This window comes from Nitrospirota bacterium, from assembly GCA_040757595.1.
GTDB lineage: Bacteria > Nitrospirota > Nitrospiria > Nitrospirales > Nitrospiraceae > JBFLWP01.
In genome coordinates, this window is sequence record JBFLWP010000006.1 from 115,963 (window position 1) to 138,856 (window position 22,894).

Here is a 22,894-nt window from a genome sequence, read left to right on the forward strand (position 1 = left end):
AGCCGCCCTGATGGGGCTTGCGGCGCTCGGGGAGAAAGGCCTTGCGGGATGGTGCGGGCGGGTGAAGGGGGCCATGGTTTGAGCGTCCCGCGTGCGTCCGGCTAGGAGGGCCCGTAGAAACGGTCTCGGATTTGAAGGAGATCGAGGGCCAAGGAGGCGCCGAAGGTCGGGCCCCTGTCCTTGCCGTTGATGAGGTCGTTCCAAGTCTCGATCGTCACGTACGGGACGCGGATGAGCAGGGAGCCGAACCGCTCTTCCTGGCTGTTGCCTTTGAAATCCACGAACAGGCCGGAATCCACGGTGATGGCGAACTCGACTTCCCGAATCGGCTTGTTCTCCTTGTCGTAGTTCCCGACGCTCACCGAGGCTTGCCCAAGGTAGGTCTGGGGCGCGACGGCGGTGAAGCCCTGGAAGGCGGCGCCTCCATAGGGGCGGCTGTATCGCCCCATCGCGGAAAAGCGCAGGTGCTCAAAGACCTGCAGCCAGCCGTTCGGGGGCAAGCCGGAGAGACTCGCGGTGCTCTCCGCGAGGGAGAATCGCCGCACCCCCACCCGCGTCCATAGCTCCTGGTACAGTGACCCGGTGGTCCCTCCGATGCCGAGAAAGCCGGTCCTCTGAGTTCCCAGCACGTCGGTCCATCTGGTCACCGACGAGTCCAGCATGAAATCGGTTTGCTCCCTGGTGGCTCCGACGGGGACCGGCGCAAAGCCTCGAATCTTGTGGATCGCGTCGTTTTGCAGGAACCTCGTGGGCTGGTCGGAAGTCGGGCCGGTCCCGGCGGTGAGGTTGGTGCTCCACCCCTCAAACCGTTTCCAAATGTTCGGTCCAACTGAGCGCGATCATGTTGAACCCCATCGTCTCCTTGATCGTGGAATTGTAGCGGTGGCGCTCGCCGTCGAATTCCGTGAAGCGGTTCAGCACCAATCCGGCGGTCAGGGTGTCGTCCCGATCGGGGTAGGCGATCGCTCCCCAGTGGACGCTCGGGGACAGGGTTTCCGGCCAGGCCGGTGCCACAGTGCCGAGCAGGACCGAGAGGCACACGAAGGCCGTGCTCGTCCAGTGGCGGGGTGAAGTGGTGCCGGCCGGCCGGTTTACGCTTGTACCGAACGGGGTGTGCCGCGCGTCGCGGGAAGGCCTCAGCCTAGAGTCTCAATCACGGGCGATGCAACTGGATGCGGCGCGTCCCGTTTACACGGGTCCGTCGGCTTGTTAGGATACGCCGCGATGGGTCTGGGGATGAAACTCGTCTGGGCGGCGGTCGCGGTCCTCTGCGCGCTCGCCTTCGGCTTCGTCACGGGCGCGCTGAACCCGGGCGAGCGGGTCAACGGCCTGTGGCTGGTCGTCGCGGCCGGCTGCTTCTACGCCCTCGCCTTCCGTTTCTACGGGCGGTTCCTGGCCCGCCGCGTGACGGAGCTCAACGATGCGCGCGTGACGCCGGCCGTCCGCCTCAACGACGGGACCAACTTCCATCCCACGAACAAGTACGTCCTGTTCGGCCATCATTTCGCCGCCATCGCCGGCGCGGGGCCGTTGCTCGGCCCGGTGCTGGCGGCGCAGTTCGGCTACCTGCCGGGCTTCCTCTGGCTGGTGATCGGCGCGGTGCTGGCCGGGGCGGTGCAGGACTTCATCATTCTCGTCGCTTCGCTGCGCCGGAACGCCCGGTCGCTGCCGGAGATCGCGCGGGACGAGCTCGGGCCGGTCACGGGGACGGCGACCGCCGCGGCGGTCCTGTTCATCGTGGTCGTGGCGCTGGCGGGCTTGGGGCTGGCCGTGGTCAACGCCCTCTACCGCAACGCCTGGGGGACCTTCACGATCGCGATGACGATCCCCATCGGCGTCCTGATGGGCTTCTATCTGCAGAGGTTCCGTCCCGGCCGCGTCGGGGAAATCTCGGCCCTGGGCGTCGTGCTGCTGGTCGTCTCGGTGCTGGCCGGCCGGGCGGTGGCGCAATCGCCGCTTGGAAGCTGGTTCGAATTCGAGCAGCACACGCTGGTCTGGTTGCTGGCCGGCTACGGGTTCGTCGCCTCGGTCCTGCCCGGCTGGATGCTCCTCGTGCCGCGGGGCTATCTCTCCACCTTCATGAAAATCGGCGTCGTCGCGCTGCTCGGCCTCGGGGTGATCGCGATGGCGCCGGAGGTCGAGATGCCGCGCATCACGGCGTTCGCGGGCGGCGGCGGGCCGATCATTCCCGGCACGCTCTTCCCGTTCCTCTTCATCACGATCGCCTGCGGGGCCATCTCGGGCGTCCATTCCCTGATCTCCTCCGGCACCACCCCGAAGATGATCGAGCGCGAATCGCACGCGCTGGCGGGCTACGGCGCGATGCTGCTCGAAAGCTTCGTGGGGGTGATGGCGCTGATCGCCGCGTCCGTCCTGATCCCCGGCGATTACCTGGCGATCAATACCCTGCTGTCGTCCGATGCGCTCGCGGCGATGGGCTTTCCGGTGGCGCGCATTCAGGAGCTCTCCCGCCTCGTCGAGGTGGACGTGACCGGCCGGCCGGGCGGGGCGGTCTCGCTGGCGGTCGGGATGGCCTCGATCTTCAGCGCGCTCCCCGGCATGGCCGGCCTCATGGCCTATTGGTATCAGTTCGCGCTCCTGTTCGAGGCCCTGTTCATCCTCACGACGATCGACACCGGCACCAGAATCGTGCGGTATCTGCTCCAGGAAATGGGCGGGCGCGTCTATGCGCCGCTGGGGCGCCTGAACTGGTGGCCCGGCGTGCTCGCCAGCAGCGCACTCGTGGTCGGAGCCTGGGGCTACCTGATCGGAGCGGGGAGCATCTCCACGATCTGGCCCATGTTCGGCGCGGCCAACCAGTTGCTGGGGACGCTGGCGCTCTGCATCGGCACGACGGTGTTGATCAAGATGGGCAAGGCCTGGTACCTCTGGGTGACGGCGGCGCCGATGCTGTTCGTGGGGGCGATCACGCTGACCGGCTCCTACGAGCTCTTCTTCATTTTCACGGCGAAGGCCCGCGCCGCCGGGACCGACGAGGCGTTTGCCCTGTACCTGGACGCCGTCCTCGTGAGCGTCGTCGCGCTGCTGGCGGTGGTGGTGCTGACGGACGGCCTGCGGCAATGGTACGGGTACCTAGTGCAGGGACGGCCGTACCGGAGCAGCGAGGTCATCGTCGGGCCCGGCGGCATCCCGCTGGGCGGCGCGTCTCCGGCCGGGCGGGAGGGCCTCAAGATTTCCATTGATCGGTGCTGTTGATGCAGGGGGGAACCATGGTCAGTGGTCGGCGGTCAGTGCTGAATATGCGCTTTGCGCAGTCTATATCCGCCGCTATCCACTAACCACTGACCACGATTTTTTGACTTAGGCAGGAGGTTAGGTGATGGCCGACCTGAATTCGTTCGACGTCGTCTCGCAGGTGGACATGCAGGAGGTCAAGAACGCCGTGGATCAGACCGTGAAGGAGATCCGCCAGCGGTTCGACTTCAAGAACTCGAAGACCGAGCTGACGCTCAAAGAAAAGGAAAAAGAGCTGGTCGTGCTGTCGGACGACGAGTACAAGCTCAAGGCCGTGATCGAGATCCTGAAGGCCAAGTGCGTCAAGCGCCACGTGTCGCTCAAGGCGCTCACGTTCGGCGCCACGGAGGAAGCGCTGGGCGGGACGGTCCGCCAGACGATCACGATCCAGAGCGGCCTCGCCGCCGACAAGGCCAAGCAGATCAGCCAGGCGATCCGGGACGGCAAGTTCAAAGTGCAGGCGCAAATCCAGGGAGAGCAGATCCGCGTCCAGAGCAAGAGCAAGGACGAGCTCCAGACCGTGATCGCGTTTCTCCGGCAAAAGGATTTCGGCGTGGACCTCCAGTTCACCAACTATCGGTGATGCGTGACGGGTGACTCGTGACGCGTGCAGTGGCCCCGCTCCTGGCGCTGGGTGCGCTCTTCCTCGCCATGCTCGCCTCCGGGTGCGGGCGGAGCGACGCGATCGTCGTCATTGCGCTGCATCCCGCCAACCCGAGCATCATCTACGTCGCCACCAACGATTACATCTACAAGACCCGGGACGGGGGCCAGACGTGGCAGAACCTCTCGCGGGGCATGACCCACTCGCGCGTGATCTCGATGGCGGTGGATCCGACCTACCCGGCCACCGTGTACGCCGGCACCAAGGGGGACGCGGTCTTCAAGAGCTACGACGGGGGGCAGCGGTGGGTCTCGCTGCGGGCCGGGCTTGACGACGTGACGATTACCTCCGTGGTCAACCAGTTCGTGTTCGACCCGGCCGACAGCAACCACCTCTTCGTCGCGACCACGATGGGCGTCTTCGAGTCGCAGAACGGCGGCGAACAGTGGCAGAAGCGCATGGACGGCATGAAGGAAGTGCTCATGGTGGTGACGCTCGCGCTGGACCCGGCGAGGCCGACGATCCTCTACGCCGGCACCAGCGGGGGCGTCTACAAGACCGTGAACCGCGCGGCCCTGTGGGAGAAGGTGAACAACGGGCTCGTGCCGCCGGAGGTCCTGAAGTCCTCGCGCGCGCTCGGGGTGACGGTCATGGCGGTGGACCCCCACGCGCCCGACACGGTCTACGCGGCGACGCTGAGCGGAATCTATAAGACGACCGACGGAGCCAAGTCCTGGGTCCGCATCGCCCAGTCGCTCCCGGACCAGATGATCAGCGCGATGGCGCTCGACCGGTCCGCGTCCGACACCCTCTACGTGGCGAGCCGGGAAGGGGTGCATCGGAGCCGGGACGGGGGGGCGACGTGGCAGACGCTCAACGTCGGCTTGGCAACCCTGAACATCCGTTCGCTGGCCCAGAGCCAGACCGATCCCAAAGTCTGGTACGTGGGGACGAACGGGAGCGGGCTCTACCGCAGTCAGGACGGGGGAGAGACATGGACGTCGCTGCCGCCGGTCCGGGAGACTGAAAGGCGTGATGGGTGATGAGTGACGGGTGATGAGAGGGGACCCTTCACCGATCACCCATCACCGATCACAGTCTCCATTCAGCGGCGGTTGAAGCTGGAATCTCCGGCTGCCGGGCCCACTCTCGTCGGGAGGGACGTAGAGCCGGCCGGCCCCTGCTGGGTGCCGATTTCGAAGCCGGTCGAGTTCGGCAGCGTCGTGTCCTGGGTGGCTGTCCCCTGGCGCGTGGGAAGAGTCGTGTTCTGCGTGTCCAGGCCTCTTCTGGGATTGAGGTCCCGCGGATCGCTGGCGGGAGAGCCGACCTCGCCGATGTCCACGCCGAACGCGCTGGGCAGCGTCGTGCTCTCGATCGCGGTGCCGACCCGGTTGGGCAGGGTGGTGGCCGGAGGTCCCTGGGTCCTGTCCGTGGCGCTCAGATCAGTTCCCGTCGGCGCCGATTGCGGCGGGACCACCGGCCGAAACTCCTTCTGAAGCGCGCTCTCCTCTTCTTGAATCCGGCGCCGCTCCCGGCTCGCCGCCTCATAGTCCTGCTGGTTCAGCCTCTCATAGGCTTCATCGAGACCTTGCCAGCGCTTCCGCAGCTTGCGGAGATCGTCCCGCGCCTGGGCGACCGTACGGATGATTTGACTCAGCGTCCACCCGCGGCAATTGGGGCAATCCGGTTGGCTCATGTTGACAAGCCCGGTCTCTTGAATGGCTTTGAGAAGGAAATAGGCCTGGTCCTGGATCTCCTCAAGCTCGTCGAGCGAGCCGGGATCGCTGGCGCAGCAGTCTAAGAATTCTCGGTACCGATGGGCGAATCTCGATGCTTCACTCTGAATGTCTTGGATTTTGATCGGGGCTCTCGCTTTGAGCTTTTTCTCCTTTTCTCTTTCGGCGGCCCGCCGCTTGTCCGCTTCCTCGACCAGCGGGGAGCAGCCGGGCTGCAGCGTGGCGGCGTACTGCTGGTCGGGAGTTTTGTGCGGACACCAATAGACCGGACCGGGGGGGTTCAGGGGATTCTTGGGATCGAGCTCCGCCGCGTTGGCCGGGGAGAAGCAGGCCAAGACCGCAAGGGCTGCGAGCCCGCAGATTCTCATGGTGCCGACAGTCCCGACGTTCATGCAGCCATTCTGCTCGTCGCATTTCGGGAATGTCAATCAATTGCCGCCAACCGCGCGGCGACGAGGTCTCCCGGCGCCCTTGCAAACCCTGTCGGGAATTCGATAGGCTGCTTAGAAAATAGCCAACAGCGAGTAGCAAATAGCTCATAGCTGCTAGCTGTCCGCTGCCATCTTTTTCATGCTGCAGGGTGAGCTGCGGGCTCATTCATGATGACGGCCATCTACATCGAAGAGGCCGCCCGCCACGTCGGGCGGGAAGTGACGATCCGCGGCTGGCTGCGGCACCGCCGCTCCAGCGGCAAGATCCACTTCCTGATCGTCCGGGACGGGACCGGCGACATCCAGGCCGTCGTGAGCAAGGGGACGGTCGGGGAAGAGGCGTTCGGCCAGGCGGCCAGGCTGACTCAGGAATCCTCCCTGATCGTGACCGGCACGTTGCGGCAGGAGCCCCGCGCCCCGGGCGGGTACGAGTTGGACGCGACCCGCGTCGAGACCCTCCAGCTCGCCGAGCCCTTCCCGATCCAGCCGAAGGAGCACGGAGTCGGGTTCCTGATGGAGCACCGGCACCTATGGCTGCGGTCCAGCCGTCAGCACGCGGTCCTGCGGATCAGGCACGAGATCATCCGCGCCTGCCGCAACTTCTTCGACGAGCGGGGGTTCACCCTCTTGGACGCGCCGATCTTCACGCCCAACGCCTGCGAGGGCACGACGACGCTTTTCCAGACCGACTACTTCGACGAGAAGGCCTATCTGACCCAGAGCGGGCAGCTCTACAGCGAGGCGACCGCGGCGGCCTTCGGAAAGGTCTATTGCTTCGGCCCGACGTTCCGGGCAGAGAAATCCAAGACGCGCCGCCACCTGATGGAATTCTGGATGGTCGAGCCGGAGGTGGCCTTCGCGGATCTGGCCGACACGATGGAGCTGGCCGAAGCCTTCGTCAGCGCCATCGTCGAGCGGGTGCTGGCCACGCGACGGCCCGAGCTCGCGGTGCTGGAGCGGGACGTGGGCAAGCTGGAGCGGGTGAAGCCGCCGTTCCCGAGAATCACGTATGAGGAGGCCGTGAGGCTGCTGCAGCAGAAGGGCAATCCGATCCAGCTCGGCGACGATTTCGGCGGGGACGAGGAGACGCTGCTCTCGAGCGAGTTCGACCGTCCGGTGATCGTCCATCGCTATCCTGCCGCGGTCAAGGCCTTCTACATGCAGAGCGATCCGGCGCGGCCCGATCTGGCCTTGTGCATGGACATGCTGGCCCCGGAGGGCTATGGGGAGATCATCGGCGGCGGGCAGCGCATACACGAACACGACAAGCTGCTGAGCCGGATTCGGGAGCACAAGCTGCCGGAGGAGGCGTTCCGCTGGTACCTGGATCTGCGGCGCTACGGCTCGGTGCCCCACGCGGGGTTCGGCATGGGGATTGAGCGGGCCGTCGCCTGGATCTGCGGCCTGGAGCACGTGCGCGAGACCATTCCGTTCCCGAGGATGCTCTATAAACTGTATCCATAAGCTGATAGCGAACAGCCAACAGCGAATAACTCGGAACCCCGAATGGCGGTCGCTGCTATCTATTCGCTATTAGCTGTTCGCTTTGTTTGACGCGATGTCCCTGAGTGGGCGGGATCGCGACGATGTTTGGCAGGTCATCGAGTACCAGTTCACGAAGCTTCACGACCTTCCTTCTTCAACCTTCTACCGCCATTAACGCGCGGGGGCGACGGTCCGCTGCCGGGAAAGAGGGGGGCCAGCCCGGTCCAGCAGAAAACCGGTTGCTCGGCCTTTTCAGGCCGGGAAAACCGGGTCTTCAGCACCGCCCTGGGGGTAACTCACCTAATTTCCTGTCCTACAAAAGGTTTTTGAAAAGATTTTTATTGACAAGCCAAGCAGGCCATGTATACTGCTGCCGAAAAGTGGGTGAAAGTGGGAGCTAATGGAAGTTATGGAGAAATGGCCACTTCCCACGTCCCGGTTCTGGCTGAAGAGGTCGTTCACTGGCTGGCCTGCCGTCCCGGAGGCCGCTACCTCGATTGCACGGTCGGATACGGCGGCCATGCGGCCAGGATTCTGGAACTCAGTGCGCCTGACGGCATCCTGGTCGGAGTGGACCGGGATCAGGAAGCGCTCCGGTCGGCCCGCGAGCGGCTTGCGCCGTTCGGCGAGCGGGCGCGCTTGGTCCACGGCAATTTCCGCGAGCTCGCGGCGCATCTCCGTTCCGCGGGAGTTCCGGAGGTGGATGGCGTGATCTTCGATCTCGGCGTCTCATCGGTGCAGCTCGACCGGCCGGAGCGGGGATTCAGCTTCCAGGCCGACGGTCCGCTGGACATGCGGATGGATCAGGCCGGCGGCCCGACGGCCGCGCAGTTGATCCGGGACCTGTCCGAACCGGAGCTGGCCGACCTGATTTACCAGTACGGTGAGGAACGCTACGCGCGCCGCATCGCCCGCGCGATCGTGCGGGCCCGCGCCGTCCGCCCGATCGAGACGACGCTGCAGTTGGCCTCGGTGATCCGCGGCGCGGTCCCGCCCGTCTATCGCCACGGGCGCCTGCACTGCGCCACCAGGACCTTCCAGGCGCTGCGGATCGCAGTCAACCGGGAGCTCGACGTGCTGGAAGAGGCCATCCGCGGGGCCGCCGCGGCCCTGGCTCCCGGCGGGCGCCTCTGCGTCATCTCGTTCCATTCCCTGGAAGACCGGATCGCCAAGCAGACGTTCAGAGCCCTGTCGCACGGGCCGGAGGCCCGTCTGTCCGTCCTGACCAAGAAGCCGGTGACTCCCTCCGATTCGGAGTGCCGAGACAACCCGAGGGCTCGCAGCGCCAAGCTGCGGGTCGTCGAGCGTCCACCCATGGGGAGGTCGGAATGAAGGTCGTCGCCACGCTGGCCGGGGTGGCTCTGTTGCTGCTCGTCGTCTGGGAACGGGTCGACGTCGTGCGGGTGGGCTACCAGATCGAACAGTTGAAGGTGAGGAAGGCGATGCTGCACCGGGAGCGCGACGAGCTCCGCGTGAAGGTCTCTGCGTTGACCGCGCCCGACCGGATCGCGAAGGCGGCCTCGGAGAAGCTGGGGATGGGGCCGCCGCAGCAGGGGCAGGTGGTCCTCGTGCGGGTGGCGCGCGAGCAGCCGGTTCTCGCGGCGAGCCCCGCGCCGCCCGAGATCAAGCTGGCCAAGAACGAGCCTCTTCCGGGGAGGATTCCGTGACCCAGCCGGATCCGTACCGCTGGCGCCGGCGCATCGCCGTTCTGGTCCTCATGGCGGGCTTTGCGGGTGTGCTGTTCCGCCTCTTCACCCTGCAGGTGCTCCAGGCGGCCGAGCTCACGGTCAAGGCGGATCGTCAGCACCGGAAGGCGGTCACCGTCGAAGGCGGCCGCGGGGGCATCTTCGACCGGCAGGGCCGCGTCCTGGCTATGAACCTGGACGTGCCCTCCGTCTTCGGAGTCCCGGCCTCGCTCGAGAACCCCAGCGGGGTCGCCCACGACCTGGCGCGGGTCCTCCACGTGCGGGCCGACGAGATCGAGCGGAAGCTGCGGCAGGAGCGGAGCTTCGTCTGGATCGCGCGCAAGCTCGATCCGGAGCAGGGCCGCCATCTGGAGCGGCTCTCGCTCGAGGGGATCGGGACGGTCCTGGAGGGGCGCCGCTTCTATCCCAAGGGGCCGCTGCTGGCGCACGTCCTCGGGTTCGCGGGGATGGACGGGCAGGGGCTGGAAGGGGTCGAACGCCGCTACGACCGGTACCTCCAGGGCGAGAAGCAGCAGGTGGTGCTGCAGCGCGACGCGTTGGGGCGCACGGTCTTCCCCAAGGGACTCAACGAGCAGGCCCCCGCGCCCGGCCACAACGTGACGCTGACGATCGACGAGGTGATCCAGTACATTGCGGAGAAGGAGCTGGACGAGGCCGTGACGGCCAGCCGGGCCAAGAGCGGGACCGCGATCGTGATGGACCCACGCACCGGCGCGATCCTCGCGATGGCGGTCAACCCGAAATTCGATCCCAACGTCATGCGGGCCGCCACCCCCGACCATTGGCGGAACCGCGCGCTCACCGACACCTACGAGCCGGGTTCGACCATGAAGGTCGTGATCGCGGCGGCCGCGCTGGAAGAGCGGATCATGGAGCCCGGCACGATGGTTTTCGCGGAGAACGGCCGGATGGAGGTGGCGAGCCGCGTCATCCACGACCACGAGAAGTACGGCTGGCTGACCTTCGCCCAGGTGATCCAGCACTCCAGCAACATCGGGACCGTCAAGACGGCCATGAAACTCGGCGAAGAGCGGCTCTACCGCTATTTCAGGGCCTTCGGGTTCGGGGAACGGGCCGAGATCGATTTGCCGGGAGAGGTGCCCGGCCAGGTCAAGGAGCCGAAGGACTGGGAGCGCCAGTCCCTCGCGTCCAAGGCGATCGGCCAGGAAATCCTGATCACGCCGCTGCAGCTCGTGACGGCCGTGTCGGCGGTGGCGAACGGCGGGTGGCTGATGCGCCCCTACATCGCGTCGGAGATCCGCGACGCGCAGGGGACGGTGCTGCTGCAGGCCGGCCCGCAAGTCCGCCGCCGGCCGATCTCTGCGGAGACCGCGCGGGCGCTCACCGGCATCCTCGAAGGCGTGGTGACCAGCGGCACCGGCAGCAGGGCGGCCGTGCCGGGGTTCCGGGTCGCGGGGAAGACCGGCACCGCCCAGAAGCTCGATCCGCAGACCGGCGCCTACTCCAAGACCCTCACGGTGGCCTCCTTCGCGGGGTTCGCGCCGGTCGAGGACCCGCGCCTGGCGATCGTGGTGGTCGTGGACGAGCCGCAGACCGAGCAGTGGGGCGGGGCGATCGCGGCGCCGGTGTTCCGGAAGATCGTCGAGCAGGCGCTCCCGTACCTCGGCGTCCCGTCGAAGGCGCCGGTCAAGCTGGCCGCAACCGGGCGCCGGATCGGGCGGGCGGCATGACCTTCGCCGAGCTCATCGCGCCGCTGGAGACCGTGGAACGGCGGGGGGCGCTCGCGGTGGAGGTGCGCGGCCTGACCGACGATTCCAGGGCCGTGAAGCCGGGCAGCGTCTTCGTGGCGGTCAAGGGGGAGAAGGCGGACGGCCACGCCTTTCTCCGGCAGGCGGTGGCGACCGGAGCGGCCGGCCTCGTCGTGGAGTCGCCGGCGGCCGACCTGCCGGTTCCCACGGTGGTCGTGCCCGATTCGCGTCGCGCGCTGGGTCTGCTGGCCAGCCGGTTTCACGGCGATCCATCGGCCCGCCTCGCGATGATCGGGGTGACCGGCACCAACGGCAAGACGACGATCACGTACCTCTGCAAGGGGATGCTGGAAGCGGCGGGGTGCAAGGTGGGGCTCATCGGCACCGTGGCCTACCAGATCGGGACCGAGCGGCTGCCCGCCGCCCACACGACGCCGGGCGCCGTGGATCTCCAGGCTCTCCTGGCCCGCATGGTGGCGGCGGGCATGGATGCGGCCGTGATGGAGGTCTCCTCGCACGCGCTGGCCCTGGACCGCACGGTCGGGTGCGAGTTCGACGTGGCGATCTTCACGAACCTGACCCAGGACCACCTGGACTTCCACCGGGACATGGACGACTACTTTCGGGCCAAGCTCAAACTGTTCACCGGCCTGGCCGGGACCGGCCTCAAGGTCGGTCCCAAGCGCGCGATCGTCAACGTAGACGACGAGCGGGGCCTGCGCATCCGCGAAGCCTGCCCCGCGCCGGTGTGGACCTACTCGATCAGACGGCCGTCCGACCTCCGGGCGGAGGACGTGCAGCTTGCCCTGGCCGGGACCGGCTTCACGGCCGCGACGCCCGCCGGCCGGTTCCGGGTGGAGAGCCGCCTCGTGGGCGAGCACAACGTGTACAACCTGCTGGCCGCCGTCGGCGTGGGGCTCCACGAGGGGCTGTCGCCGGACCAGATCCGGGCCGGCCTGCGGGGGGTCGCCAGCGTGCCGGGGCGGTTCGAGCGGGTGGAGGCGGGCCAGCCCTTCACGGTCGTCGTGGACTATGCCCACACGGAGGACGCGCTGGTCCGGCTGCTGGCGGCGGCGAACCGGCTCAAGACCGGCCGCATCATCACGGTCTTCGGCTGCGGGGGCGACCGGGACCGGAGCAAGCGGCCCAAGATGGGCCGGGCCGCGGTGGAGGGGAGCGACGTGGTGATCGCGACCTCGGACAATCCGCGGACCGAGGATCCGCTGGCGATCCTGCGCGAAGTGGAGGCCGGCGTCAGCGCGGCGCTGGCCTCGGCCGGACCCAGGAAGGTCCGGTACGAACTCATTCCCGACCGGCGGCAGGCCATTGAGGCGGCGGTCCGCGAGGCGCAAGCCGGCGACATGGTGCTGATCGCGGGGAAGGGCCACGAGGATTATCAGATCGTCGGAACGCAGCGCTTCCATTTCGACGATCGCGAAGTGGCGCGGGAAGCCATCGGGAAGCTCCGCGCCTGACGGGCGGCACGGGGGCCCGGGTCCCGGAGGAGGCTGTCATGACGGATCTGGAACGAGTCCAGGGCATCAAGGTGCACGGGATCCAGCACATGGACGAGGGCACGGCGTTCATCCTCTGCATGGATCCGGAAACCGGCACGACCTTCGCGGTCCATCCGGGCGAGACGATCGGCACCGCGCTCGGCCGGGTCAAGTCCCGGTATCGGCAGGTCATGGGGGAGGCTCGTGGCGGGACTCAAGGGCTGCATCGCTGAACCGGCGTCGGCCAGAGCCGAGGACCGCCGCTCCGTTTGGGATATGCTGCTGTTCACGGTGGAAGAGGTGCTGGAAGTGACCGGCGGCCGGCTCCTGTCCGGTGAGCCCCGCGGAATCAAGCGGGTCTGCACCGACTCGCGGGACGTCCGTCGCGGAGACCTCTTCGTCGCCCTCGCGGGCGAGCGGTTCGACGGACACGACTTCGTCGCGACCGCGATCGGGCGGGGAGCGGTGGGCGCGATCGTGCAGAAGCCGGTTCCGCTTCCCGGCGCCGAGCGGCCGGCGGGGCCCGGCCGGCGGGCGGAGGCGGCCGCCCCCTTTCTCGTGAAGGTGCCGGACACGCTGGCGGCCTTCCAGCAACTGGCCGCCCACCACCGGAGCCGGTTCCGGATCCCGCTCGTGGCGGTGACGGGCAGCAACGGGAAGACGACGACGAAGGACATGGTCGCCGAGGTGCTCGCGGAGTGGGGGACGGTGCTCAAGACCGAGGGGAACCTGAACAACCGCGTCGGGGTTCCCCAGACCCTCTTCCGGCTGACGTCGAAACACGAGACGGCCGTCATCGAGATGGGGGTGGACCGCAAGGGGCAGACCGCCCGCCTCTGCGAGATCGCGCACCCGACGATCGGGATCATCACGAACATCGGGCCGGATCACCTGGAGTTCTTCGGAAGCCTGGCGGCCTCGGCCCAGGCCAAGGGCGAGCTGCTGGACCTGCTCCCGCCGGACGGCGCGGTCGTGCTGAACGCGGACGACGCCTACTTCGACTACCTGGCGTCCCGGGCCCGCTGCCGGGTCCTCTCGTTCGGCCTTTCGCCCCAGGCGGAGGTGCGGGCAACTGACATCGTCCAGGACCCCCGTCGCGGCCTGAGTTGCAAGCTCGTGCTGCCCGGGCGGACGCGCGGGACGCCGGTGACGCTCGCGGTCCACGGGCTGCACAACCTCTCGAACGCGCTCGCGGCGGCGGCGGTCGGGTTCCTGCTCGACATGAGCGGCGTGGCGATCGCCCGCGGACTGGCCCGGTTCCGGCCCGCCTCGATGAGGTCCCAGATCAGGAATTGGCGGGGCATCCGCATCGTCAACGACTGTTACAATGCGAACCCCGCTTCGATGAAGGCGGCCGTCGCGCTGTTGACCGAGCTGGGGGCCGGCGGGCGGACGATCGCCGTGCTCGGCGACATGCTGGAGCTGGGGCCGGACTCACCCGCGCTGCACCGGGAAGTCGGCGCGTCGGTGGCGGAGCGGGGCGTCTCGCACCTGGTCGCCTGCGGGACCCTCGGGCGGGGCATCGCCGAGGGGGCCCGCGCGGCCGGCATGGACGAGGGGCGGATCCGGGAAGCGGCGGACGCGGAAGCGGCCGGCGGGATCGTGAAGGAGCTGGCCCGGCCGGGCGACGTGGTGCTGGTCAAGGCGTCGCGCGGCATGAAGATGGAACGGGCCATCGAAACGCTGACGGAAAAGGAGAGCTAATTGGCGCATGGCCCATGGCGTATGGCCGGAGAGGTGAAGGCGCGACATCGCTTTCATCACTCGCTTGAGCCATCAGCCATAAGCCATCAGCCATAGGCTCCGGTCTGAAGAATGCTGTACCTGCTGCTCTATCCCCTGCACACAGAGTTCTCCTTCCTGAACGTCTTTCGCTACCTCAGCTTCCGGATCATCTATGCGGCGGTCACCGCCTTCCTCATCGCGTTTGTGCTGGCGCCGCCGCTGATCCGCAAGTTGCAGGAGATCCGGCTCGGGCAGCAGGTGCGGGACGACGGGCCCAAGACGCACTTGGCCAAGAGCGGGACGCCGACGATGGGCGGGCTCCTGATCCTGTTCGCGGTGCTGCTCTCGACCCTGCTCTGGGCCGACGTGACCAATCCCTACGTGTGGCTGGTGGTCTTCGCCACCGCGGGATTCGGGCTGATCGGGTTCGTGGACGACTACCTGAAGTTCGTGCGGCGGCAGTCCAAGGGGCTGACGGCCACGCAGAAATTCCTCGCGCAGGGGCTCGTGGCGCTGGGACTCGGCGTCTTCTTCTACTTCCTGCCCGGCTATTCCACCAAGCTGAGCGTGCCGTTCTTCAAGACCTTCACGCCGGACCTGGGACTCCTCTACATCCCGTTCGCGATCCTGGTCATCGTCGGGAGCTCCAACGCGGTCAACCTGACCGACGGCCTGGACGGTCTGGCGGTCGGGCCCGTGATGATCGCCTCGCTCGCCTACACGATCGTGAGCTACGTGGTCGGGAACCACGTCATCTCCGATTACCTGCTGATTCCCTACATCGAGGGGGCGGGGGAGCTGGCCGTCTTCACCGCGACGATCTTCGGGGCCAGCCTGGGCTTTCTCTGGTTCAATACCTATCCGGCCTCCGTCTTCATGGGGGACGTGGGCTCTCTTCCCTTGGGGGCGGCGCTGGGGACGGTGGCGGTGGCCAGCAAACACGAACTGCTGCTGATCCTGGTGGGCGGCGTGTTCGTGATCGAGGCCATCTCGGTCATCTTCCAGGTGATCTCCTACAAGTCGCGCAGGAAACGGATCTTCCTCATGGCGCCGATCCACCACCATTTCGAGATGAAGGGGTGGGAGGAGCCGAAGGTGGTGGTGCGGCTCTGGATCATCGCGATCCTGTTGGCGCTGCTGAGTCTGAGCACGCTGAAGCTACGGTGACAGGCACGAGGCGAGGGGTAAGTGGCGAGAGGTGGAAGCGGGAACCTGACCCCTTATCTCGCGCCTCGGGCCACGAGCCTGTGCCGGTTGCCCACTGATGGTCAACATCCATGGGTTCATGGGCGACGATGGATCTCGGAGGAGCGCGGGTCACTGTGGTCGGGCTGGCCCGCAGCGGCGTGGCGGCGGCCCGCCTGCTTTTGGCCCTGGGAGCCAGAGTCACCGTGGCCGACGGCAAGGCCGAGTCGGAGCTGGGCGAAGCGCTGACCAGGCTGGACCGGCGCGCCCTGTCGCTCCGCCTGGGCCAGGGCTACGAATCCGCATTCGATGGGGCCGACCTGATCGTGATCAGTCCCGGCGTGCCGTTCCGGCTTCCGTCGCTGGAGGCGGCCAGGCGACGGGGCGTGGCGGTGATCGGAGAACTGGAGCTGGCCTCCCGGTTTCTGAGCGGACCGATCGTGGCCGTGACCGGGACCAACGGGAAGAGCACCACCGCGACGCTGGCCGGGCTCTTTCTGAAGGAGAGCGGCAAGCGGGCCTTCGTGGGCGGCAACCTGGGCACGCCCCTCTGCGAAGCGGCGCTCGCCTGCCTCCGGGCGGGGACGGCAACGCCCTATGAATACGTCGTGGCGGAGGTGTCCAGCTTTCAACTGGAGACGGTCGAGCGGTTCCGTCCCTGGCTGGCGGCGCTGCTCAACATCACGACGGATCACCTGGACCGGTACGACTCCCTCGAGGACTATGTCGCGGCCAAGGCCAGGATCTTCGAGAACCAGACCGGGCAGGACGTGGCGCTGCTGAACCTGGACGACGAGCGGGTGGCGGGCCTGGCGCGGCTGGTCCGCGCGAGGAAGATGGGATTCACCGTCCGCCGAGCCGGGCTGGCCGGCGGAGAGGGTGCGTGGCTCCAGGGTGATCGGCTCATGGTGACGATCGGCGGGAAGGCCGAGGAGGTCTGCCGGCGCAACGAGCTCAGGCTCCTGGGCTCGCACAACGTGGCCAACGTCCTGGCTGCCTCCGTGATCGGCGCGCTCTGCGGCTGTCCGGCCGGCGCCATGCGCCGGGTGCTCGGGACCTTCCCCGGGCTCGAGCATGCGCTGGAGCTCGTGCGGGAACGGCAGGGGGTCAAGTTCGTCAACGATTCGAAGGGCACGAACGTGGACGCCACGGTCAAGGCCCTGGAAAGCCTGGACGCGCCGGTCCTGCTCATCGCGGGCGGCAAGGACAAGGGAGGGGACTTCGCGCGGCTCCGCGAGCCGGTGCTGCGCCGCGCGAAGCGGGTCATCCTCATCGGCGAAGCGGCGCCGCGCATCCGGGAGGCGCTGCGCGGGTGGGAGCGCGTCGCGCAGGCCGGCTCCCTGCGCGAGGCGGTGGAGCAGGCGGCGCGCGAGGCGGGCGCGGGGGACGTGGTGCTGCTGTCCCCGGCCTGCGCCAGCTTCGACATGTTCCGGGACTATCAGGACCGTGGCCGGCAGTTCAAGGAGCTGGTCAACAGCCTCCCGTGACGGGTGATCGGTGACGCGTGACGAGTTTGGAAATAGGCTTCACCGCTCTTTATCACCGATCACCGATCACCTGTCACTTGTCACCTAAGGGGTTGATGGATGACGCGCAGAGGAGCCCAGGCCGGAACGCTGGCGCTGCCCTGGCCGTCCTCGGGAGGACGGTCGCGGGAGCGGGCCGGCGCCGACGGGGGCGTGCTGGCGGTGACGGTGGCCCTGACCCTGGTCGGGCTCGTGATGGTGTTCAGCGCCAGCGGGGTGGTCGCGGGCAATCGCTTCCACGACTCCATCTATTACCTCAAGCGGCAACTGGCCTGGCTGGCTTTCGGATTCCTGCTGCTCCAGGTGGCCTCGCGCACGGACTACACGGTCTGGCGCAAGCTGGCCCTGCCGATCCTGGCCGTGGTGACGTTCTCGTTGATTCTGGTGCTGATCCCCGGCGTGGGCGTGGTGGCCAAGGGTGCGCGGCGCTGGATCCGCCTCGGGCCCGTCTCGGTGCAGCCGGCCGAGATGGTCAAGCTGGCGGTGGTGCTTTACCTGGCCTCCTACCTGACCAGGAAGGAGGCGCGGCTGACGGAATTCGCCGCCGGCTTCCTGCCCCCGCTGGTGGTCGTCGGGGTGCTGGCCGGGCTGGTGGTGCTGCAGCCGGACCTGGGCACGGTGGTGGTGATCGGCCTGGTGACGCTGGGGCTCCTGTTCCTGGCCGGCGCCGGGCTCAGCCACCTCTCGCTGGTGCTGTTGAGCGCCCTGCCCCTGGTGGGATTCCTGATCTGGAAGTCGCCGTACCGGCTGCAGCGGCTGATGACGTTTTTGGACCCGGAGAAGGACCCGACCGGCGCCGGCTTCCAGGTGAACCAGTCGTTCCTGGCCTTCGGCAGCGGAGGCCTGTTCGGCGTCGGGCTGGGCGAGGGGAAGCAGAAGCTCTTTTTCCTGCCCGAGGCCCACACGGACTTCGTGCTGGCGCTGGTGGGGGAGGAATTGGGGCTGGTCGGCGCGGGCGCGATCATCATCCTGTACGCGGTGCTCGTCCTGCGGGGATTTCAGATCGCCACCAGGGCGCGGGAGCCCTTCGGCCGTCACCTGGCTCTGGGGATCACGCTGCTGCTCGGCGTCCAGGCCCTGATCAACGCGGGCGTGGTGACCGGGATGTTGCCGACCAAGGGGCTGACCCTGCCGCTCGTCAGCTACGGCGGCTCCTCGCTGCTCGTGAACCTGCTGGCGATCGGCATCCTGTTGAGCGTCTCGCGGGATCGCCAGGGGGGCTGGCAGGCCCAAGGGTACGGCGCCGGGTTCGCGCGGCGATGACGATCGTGATCGCGGCCGGAGGCACCGGCGGGCACCTGTACCCCGCGGTCGCGCTGGCGCGGGAGTTTCTGCGGCAGGACCCGGCGAGCCGCATCGTCTTCGTCGGGACGCCGCGCGGGCTCGAGACGAAGGTGCTGGCGCATGAGGGATTCGAACTCGTGATGGTCGCGGCCCAGCCGGTCATGGGACGGGGAGCGTGGAGAGCGTCGGCCGCGCTGCTCACGGTGCCGCTGGGGATCTGGCAGGCGGCCCGGCTGCTCCGGGCCAGGAACGCCGACTTGGCGATCGGCATCGGGGGCTACACCAGCCCGCCCCTGCTGCTGGCGGCCTTCCTGCTGGGGGTGCCGCGGGTGATTCTGGAGCCGAACGCCTATCCGGGCCTGGCCAACAAGCTGCTGGGGCCGATCGCGAACCTGGTGTTCCTGGCCTTCGAGGCGGCGGGCCCCCATTTCGCCCGGGCCAAGGTCCGGGCGTCGGGCACGCCGATCCGACGCGAGTTCTACGAAGACGGGGCCACGGGGCATGAGACGCGAGGCGCGAGCGGTTCCGAACCCCCTCGCCCCGCGCCGCGTGCCTCGGGCCCGCAGGGTCGAAAGACCCTGCTGGTCTTCGGCGGGAGCCAGGGAGCCAGCGCGATCAACCGGGCGATGGTCGAGGCCCTGCCGCACCTGCGCGCGGTCGGCGCGGAGCCGGCGATCGTCCATCAGACCGGGGAGGCGGACCGGGCGTCCGTCGCCGCCGCCTATGAGGCGGCCGGAGTCCGGGCCGAGGTGGTCCCGTTCCTGTTCGAGATGCCCGACGCGTTGCGCGCGGCGGACCTCGTGGTGGCGCGGGCCGGCGCCGTGACGCTGGCGGAACTGGCGGCCTGCGGCAAGCCGGCGGTGTTGATCCCGCTGCCGACCGCGATCTATGGGCACCAGGAGAAAAACGCGCGGGTCCTGGAACAGGCGGGGGCGGCAGTGGTGCTGTTGCAAAACGAACTGACCGGCGAACGGCTGGCCCGGACCGTCGCGACGTTGTTGTCCGACGAGGCCCGCCTCCGGACGATGGGCGAGCGGAGCCGGGCGCTGGGAAGGACCGATGCGGCGGAGCTGATCGTGCGCGAATGTCGAACACTCGTGGGAGGACGGCATGACACCAACAGGCCTGTTGGAGCGGCGGGAGCGCGATCGTGAGGCGGGGCTCAACGGATCGAAGGGCGGGAACGGGGCTCAGGGGCTGACCGGGCGGCACCGGATATCCATGTTCAGGAAGATCCAGCATATCCATCTGGTCGGGATCGGCGGGGCCGGCATGAGCGGCATCGCGGAGGTGCTGCTGACGCTGGGCTACAAGGTCACCGGCTCGGACCTCCAGGCTTCGGAGACCACGAGGCGTCTGGAGGAGCTGGGCGGCCGGATCTTCATCGGGCATCAGGAGGCCAACGTCGGCGAGGCGCAAGTGGTGGTCGTCTCCTCGGCCGTGTCGGTCCAGAACCCCGAAGTGGCGGCGGCCAAGGCCAAGCACATCCCGGTCATCCCCCGGGCGGAGATGCTGGCGGAACTGATGCGGCTGAAGTACGGGATCGCCATCGCCGGCGCGCACGGCAAGACGACGACGACCTCCATGGTGGCGTCGGTCCTGGCCCAGGGCGGCCTCGACCCCACGATCGTGATCGGCGGCAAGGTCAACGCGCTCGGGAGCCACGCGAGGCTGGGGCGCGGCGATCTCCTGGTCGCGGAGGCGGACGAGAGCGACGGCTCCTTCCTCAAGCTCTCCCCCTCCATCGTGGCCGTGACCAACATCGACCGGGAGCACCTGGACTACTACAAGACCATGGACCGGCTGCAGGAGGGCTTCCTGGAGTTCATCAACCGGGTGCCCTTCTACGGGCTGGCGGTCCTCTGCTTGGACGACGGGCACCTCCGGGCCCTGCTCCCGCGGGTCGTGAAGCGGTACCAGACCTACGGACTCCAGCCTCAGCCCGGCTCGCCGCCGCCCGATTTCCGCGCGGACAACGTCAGACTCAACAAGTGGGAGTCGGAGTTCCGGGCCTACTTTCGCGAGAAGAGCCTGGGGCCCTTTCGTCTCTCGGTCCCCGGCATCCACAACGTGGCCAACGCGCTGGCCGCGATCGCGATCGGGCTGGAGCTGGACGTGCCGATCGATCTGATCCGGAAGGGCCTCGCCTCTTTCGCCGGCGTGGAGCGGCGCTTCCAATTGCGCGGGGAGCGGAACGACGTCATGGTCGTAGACGACTACGGCCACCACCCGACCGAGATCCGCGCCACCCTGTCGGCGGCCAAGCGGGGCTGGGACCGGCGTCTGGTGGTGCTCTTCCAGCCCCACCGGTACACGCGCACGCGGGACCTGCTGGAGGAGTTCGCCCGATCGTTCGACCTGGCCGACCTCCTGTTCGTGACCGAGATCTACGCGGCGAGCGAGTCCCCGATTCCCGGCGTGACCGGGGAAAAGCTGGCGGAGGCGGTCCGGGCCACGGGGCACCGCTCGGTGGAATGGGTGGAGGGGAAGGACCAGTTGGTGGAGCGGGTTCTACCCCACCTCAGGCCGGGCGACCTGGTCCTCACGCTCGGGGCCGGCGACGTCTGGAAGGCGGGACCGCAGATCCTGGAGCGGTTGTGAGAGCCGTGATCAGGTGATCGGTGATGAGCGATGAGTGTTCGCTGATAGGACAGGAGATTTTACCCGTCACCGGGGACCCGTTGCATTTCCCGGAGCCACGGGTCCCCGCGTCGCCCGTCACGTTGGTCAAGATGAGCCGGATCCATCGAGCCTTGAGCAAACAGGACCTGCGCGCGGTTGTCGCCGGTCTGCGTGGAAAGGTGAAGTTCGACGCGCCGCTCGCCGACTATACCTCGTTCAGGATCGGGGGACCGGCGGACGTGCTGGTGCTCCCCGCCGACGTGGAGGATCTCAGGCGGCTGGTCGTCCAAGCCCGCGCGGCGAAGGCGCCGATCTTCGTGCTCGGGGGGACGAACCTGCTCGTGCGCGACAAGGGCATCCGGGGCGTCGTGGTGAACCTCTCGCGGCTGAACGCGATCAAGGACGAGCCGGGCCACGTGGTCTATGCGGAGGGCGGGGTCGGGATGCCGACGCTGATGAAGCATGCGATCAGCCGGTCGCTCTCCGGGCTCGAATGGGCGGCGGGCATCCCGGGCACGGTGGCCGGGTGCGTGGTCATGAACGCCGGCACGAGGCTGGGCGAGATGAAGGATTGCCTGAAGGCCGTGCGGATCGTGGACCGGAAGGGTTCGGTCGTGGACGTGCCGGCCTCGGCCGTCCGCTTCAGCTACCGCCGGGCGATCCTGCCGCGCGGCATCGTGGTCGGGGCCTGGCTCCAACTCAAGCCCGGCTCCCGCGAGAAGATCGAATCGGTCGTGAAGGAATACCTGCGGCACAGGAAGGAGACCCAGCCGCTGGCCCTGCCGAGCGCCGGCTGCGTCTTCAAGAACCCGCCGCACGACTCGGCCGGCCGCCTGATCGAGTCGGTCGGGTTGAAGGGGGCCACGGTCGGCGACGCCCAGGTCTCCGGGAAGCACGCGAACTTCGTGGTCAACGTGGGCCGGGCCTCGGCCGAAGACGTGATCGCGCTGATCAAGCAGGTCGGCCGGACGGTCGAGGAGCGGGCCGGCGTCACGCTGGAGCTGGAATTGAAGATCGTCGGCCAACCGTAACGACCGTGACGCGTGACAGGTGATGAGTGATGGGCGACGAGGGGGATCAGAGATGAGGAAGAAGACGCATCACCGATCACCCATCACCCATCACGAGTTGCTGACGAGGGCCAGGATCGGGGTCGTGATGGGGGGGCGGTCGGCCGAACGGGAGATCTCGCTCCGGACGGGACGGGCCGTGCACCAGGCGCTGCTCCGGCGCGGGTACGACGCGGTGGCGATCGACGCGCGCGCCCCGCTCCTGCCGCAACTGCGGGCCAAGAAGGTGGGGCTGGTGTTCCTGGCCCTGCACGGGCCCGGCGGGGAGGACGGGACGATCCAGGGGCTCCTGGATTCGATCGGCATGCCCTACACCGGGTCCGGCGTCCGGGCCAGCGCCGTCGCCATGCACAAGGTGACGACGAAGGCGCTGCTGGCCTACCACGGGATTCCGGTCGCGTCCGGGACCGTGGTGCGGGCCGGCCAGGACGCCGGTCGCGCCCCGCTCCCGGCCGGCCTGCGCTGGCCGGTCGTCGTGAAACCGGCCTCCCAGGGCTCCACGATCGGGGTCTCGATCGTCCGCCGTCCGGCCGAATGGCTGCCCGCTCTGCGGCGCGCCCACGTCTACGACGAGGAAGCGGTCGTCGAGGCCTACATCCCGGGACGGGAAGTGACCGTCTCGGTCCTGGCGGGACGGCGGGAGCCGGTGGCCCTGCCGCCGGTGGAGGTCGTGGCGCCGGGCGGGTTCTACGACTACTCGGCGAAGTATCAGAAGGGACGGACTGGCTACCTCTGCCCCGCGCCCTTGTCCGCGTCGGTCACCGGACTGGTGCTCAAGCTGGCCGTGAAGACGTTCCTCGTCGTAGGCTGCGAGGGGGCGGCCCGGGTGGATTTCCGCGTGACGAAGCGGGGGCGGCCCTACGTCCTGGAGGTGAACACGATTCCGGGGATGACCGAGACCAGCCTGCTCCCGATGGCTGCGGCTCAGGCGGGCCTCGACTACGACTCGTTGACCGAGCGGATCCTGGAGTCGGCCCTCCAGCGGGCCAAGGCTTCCGGCGGGGCGGAGAAGATCTGGGGCGGGAGAGGCCTGTAATGGGCTGGACGAAGCGAAGGAGCG

The 22,894-nt window shown here is 68.0% G+C and carries 20 protein-coding genes; 17 read left to right on the forward strand and 3 right to left on the reverse strand.

The genetic code is table 11. From position 1 onward, the window contains the following. Window positions 1-101 precede the first annotated feature (101 nt). Both AB1411_07770 and AB1411_07775 read right to left on the reverse strand, forming a co-directional pair. Window positions 102-662, reverse strand: a complete 561-nt coding sequence (locus AB1411_07770; GenBank protein MEW6543493.1) for a hypothetical protein — start codon at window positions 660-662, stop codon at window positions 102-104. Between the two features lie 139 nt (window positions 663-801). After that, window positions 802-1,041: a hypothetical protein gene (locus tag AB1411_07775; protein MEW6543494.1), complete on the reverse strand. Its 240-nt coding sequence runs from the start codon at window positions 1,039-1,041 to the stop codon at window positions 802-804. Window positions 1,042-1,236: 195 nt separating this feature from the next. On the opposite strand from AB1411_07775, the gene AB1411_07780 reads away from it, so the two are divergent. From AB1411_07780 to AB1411_07790, 3 genes are all read left to right on the forward strand, one after another. Then, the gene (locus AB1411_07780; GenBank protein ID MEW6543495.1) at window positions 1,237-3,216 is read left to right on the forward strand and encodes a carbon starvation CstA family protein; all 1,980 of its coding nucleotides are present in this window, start codon (window positions 1,237-1,239) and stop codon (window positions 3,214-3,216) included. A 124-nt stretch (window positions 3,217-3,340) separates the two neighbouring features. Beyond that, window positions 3,341-3,838, forward strand: a complete 498-nt coding sequence (locus tag AB1411_07785; protein MEW6543496.1) for a YajQ family cyclic di-GMP-binding protein — start codon at window positions 3,341-3,343, stop codon at window positions 3,836-3,838. Window positions 3,839-3,855: 17 nt separating this feature from the next. Further along, the gene (locus AB1411_07790; GenBank protein ID MEW6543497.1) at window positions 3,856-4,902 is read left to right on the forward strand and encodes a hypothetical protein; all 1,047 of its coding nucleotides are present in this window, start codon (window positions 3,856-3,858) and stop codon (window positions 4,900-4,902) included. A 62-nt stretch (window positions 4,903-4,964) separates the two neighbouring features. On the opposite strand, the gene AB1411_07795 is transcribed toward AB1411_07790, so the two are convergent. Further along, the gene (locus tag AB1411_07795; protein MEW6543498.1) at window positions 4,965-5,987 is read right to left on the reverse strand and encodes a hypothetical protein; all 1,023 of its coding nucleotides are present in this window, start codon (window positions 5,985-5,987) and stop codon (window positions 4,965-4,967) included. 207 nt (window positions 5,988-6,194) lie between these two features. On the opposite strand from AB1411_07795, the gene asnS reads away from it, so the two are divergent. The 14 genes from asnS to AB1411_07865 all read left to right on the forward strand — a co-directional run bounded on the left by asnS (window position 6,195) and on the right by AB1411_07865 (window position 22,870). After that, on the forward strand, window positions 6,195-7,490 hold the full coding sequence (gene asnS / locus AB1411_07800; GenBank protein ID MEW6543499.1) for an asparagine--tRNA ligase: 1,296 nt from the start codon (window positions 6,195-6,197) through the stop codon (window positions 7,488-7,490). 438 nt (window positions 7,491-7,928) lie between these two features. Next, window positions 7,929-8,843: a 16S rRNA (cytosine(1402)-N(4))-methyltransferase RsmH gene (rsmH, locus tag AB1411_07805; GenBank protein ID MEW6543500.1), complete on the forward strand. Its 915-nt coding sequence runs from the start codon at window positions 7,929-7,931 to the stop codon at window positions 8,841-8,843. Next, on the forward strand, window positions 8,840-9,178 hold the full coding sequence (locus tag AB1411_07810) for a cell division protein FtsL (protein ID MEW6543501.1): 339 nt from the start codon (window positions 8,840-8,842) through the stop codon (window positions 9,176-9,178). Before rsmH ends, AB1411_07810 begins: the two co-directional genes overlap by 4 nt. Continuing rightward, complete coding sequence (locus tag AB1411_07815) at window positions 9,175-10,908, forward strand: penicillin-binding protein 2 (protein MEW6543502.1); 1,734 nt, start codon at window positions 9,175-9,177, stop codon at window positions 10,906-10,908. Before AB1411_07810 ends, AB1411_07815 begins: the two co-directional genes overlap by 4 nt. Next, window positions 10,905-12,401, forward strand: a complete 1,497-nt coding sequence (locus AB1411_07820; GenBank protein ID MEW6543503.1) for a UDP-N-acetylmuramoyl-L-alanyl-D-glutamate--2,6-diaminopimelate ligase — start codon at window positions 10,905-10,907, stop codon at window positions 12,399-12,401. Before AB1411_07815 ends, AB1411_07820 begins: the two co-directional genes overlap by 4 nt. A 38-nt stretch (window positions 12,402-12,439) precedes the next feature. Next, on the forward strand, window positions 12,440-12,655 hold the full coding sequence (locus AB1411_07825; protein ID MEW6543504.1) for a hypothetical protein: 216 nt from the start codon (window positions 12,440-12,442) through the stop codon (window positions 12,653-12,655). After that, the gene (murF, locus tag AB1411_07830) at window positions 12,627-14,126 is read left to right on the forward strand and encodes a UDP-N-acetylmuramoyl-tripeptide--D-alanyl-D-alanine ligase (protein MEW6543505.1); all 1,500 of its coding nucleotides are present in this window, start codon (window positions 12,627-12,629) and stop codon (window positions 14,124-14,126) included. The genes AB1411_07825 and murF overlap by 29 nt, the downstream gene beginning before the upstream one ends. A 111-nt stretch (window positions 14,127-14,237) precedes the next feature. After that, complete coding sequence (mraY, locus tag AB1411_07835) at window positions 14,238-15,314, forward strand: phospho-N-acetylmuramoyl-pentapeptide-transferase (GenBank protein MEW6543506.1); 1,077 nt, start codon at window positions 14,238-14,240, stop codon at window positions 15,312-15,314. Between the two features lie 128 nt (window positions 15,315-15,442). Next, window positions 15,443-16,819, forward strand: coding sequence for a UDP-N-acetylmuramoyl-L-alanine--D-glutamate ligase (murD, locus tag AB1411_07840; protein MEW6543507.1), 1,377 nt, complete (start codon window positions 15,443-15,445; stop codon window positions 16,817-16,819). Window positions 16,820-17,053: 234 nt separating this feature from the next. Then, complete coding sequence (ftsW, locus tag AB1411_07845; protein ID MEW6543508.1) at window positions 17,054-18,121, forward strand: putative lipid II flippase FtsW; 1,068 nt, start codon at window positions 17,054-17,056, stop codon at window positions 18,119-18,121. Continuing rightward, entirely contained in the window at window positions 18,118-19,296 is a 1,179-nt protein-coding gene (gene murG / locus AB1411_07850; GenBank protein ID MEW6543509.1) for an undecaprenyldiphospho-muramoylpentapeptide beta-N-acetylglucosaminyltransferase, read from the forward strand. The genes ftsW and murG overlap by 4 nt, the downstream gene beginning before the upstream one ends. A gap of 67 nt (window positions 19,297-19,363) precedes the next feature. Next, on the forward strand, window positions 19,364-20,743 hold the full coding sequence (gene murC, locus AB1411_07855; GenBank protein ID MEW6543510.1) for a UDP-N-acetylmuramate--L-alanine ligase: 1,380 nt from the start codon (window positions 19,364-19,366) through the stop codon (window positions 20,741-20,743). Window positions 20,744-20,874: 131 nt separating this feature from the next. Then, entirely contained in the window at window positions 20,875-21,795 is a 921-nt protein-coding gene (gene murB, locus AB1411_07860) for a UDP-N-acetylmuramate dehydrogenase (GenBank protein ID MEW6543511.1), read from the forward strand. A 52-nt stretch (window positions 21,796-21,847) separates the two neighbouring features. Beyond that, window positions 21,848-22,870: a D-alanine--D-alanine ligase gene (locus AB1411_07865; GenBank protein ID MEW6543512.1), complete on the forward strand. Its 1,023-nt coding sequence runs from the start codon at window positions 21,848-21,850 to the stop codon at window positions 22,868-22,870. Window positions 22,871-22,894 lie beyond the last annotated feature (24 nt).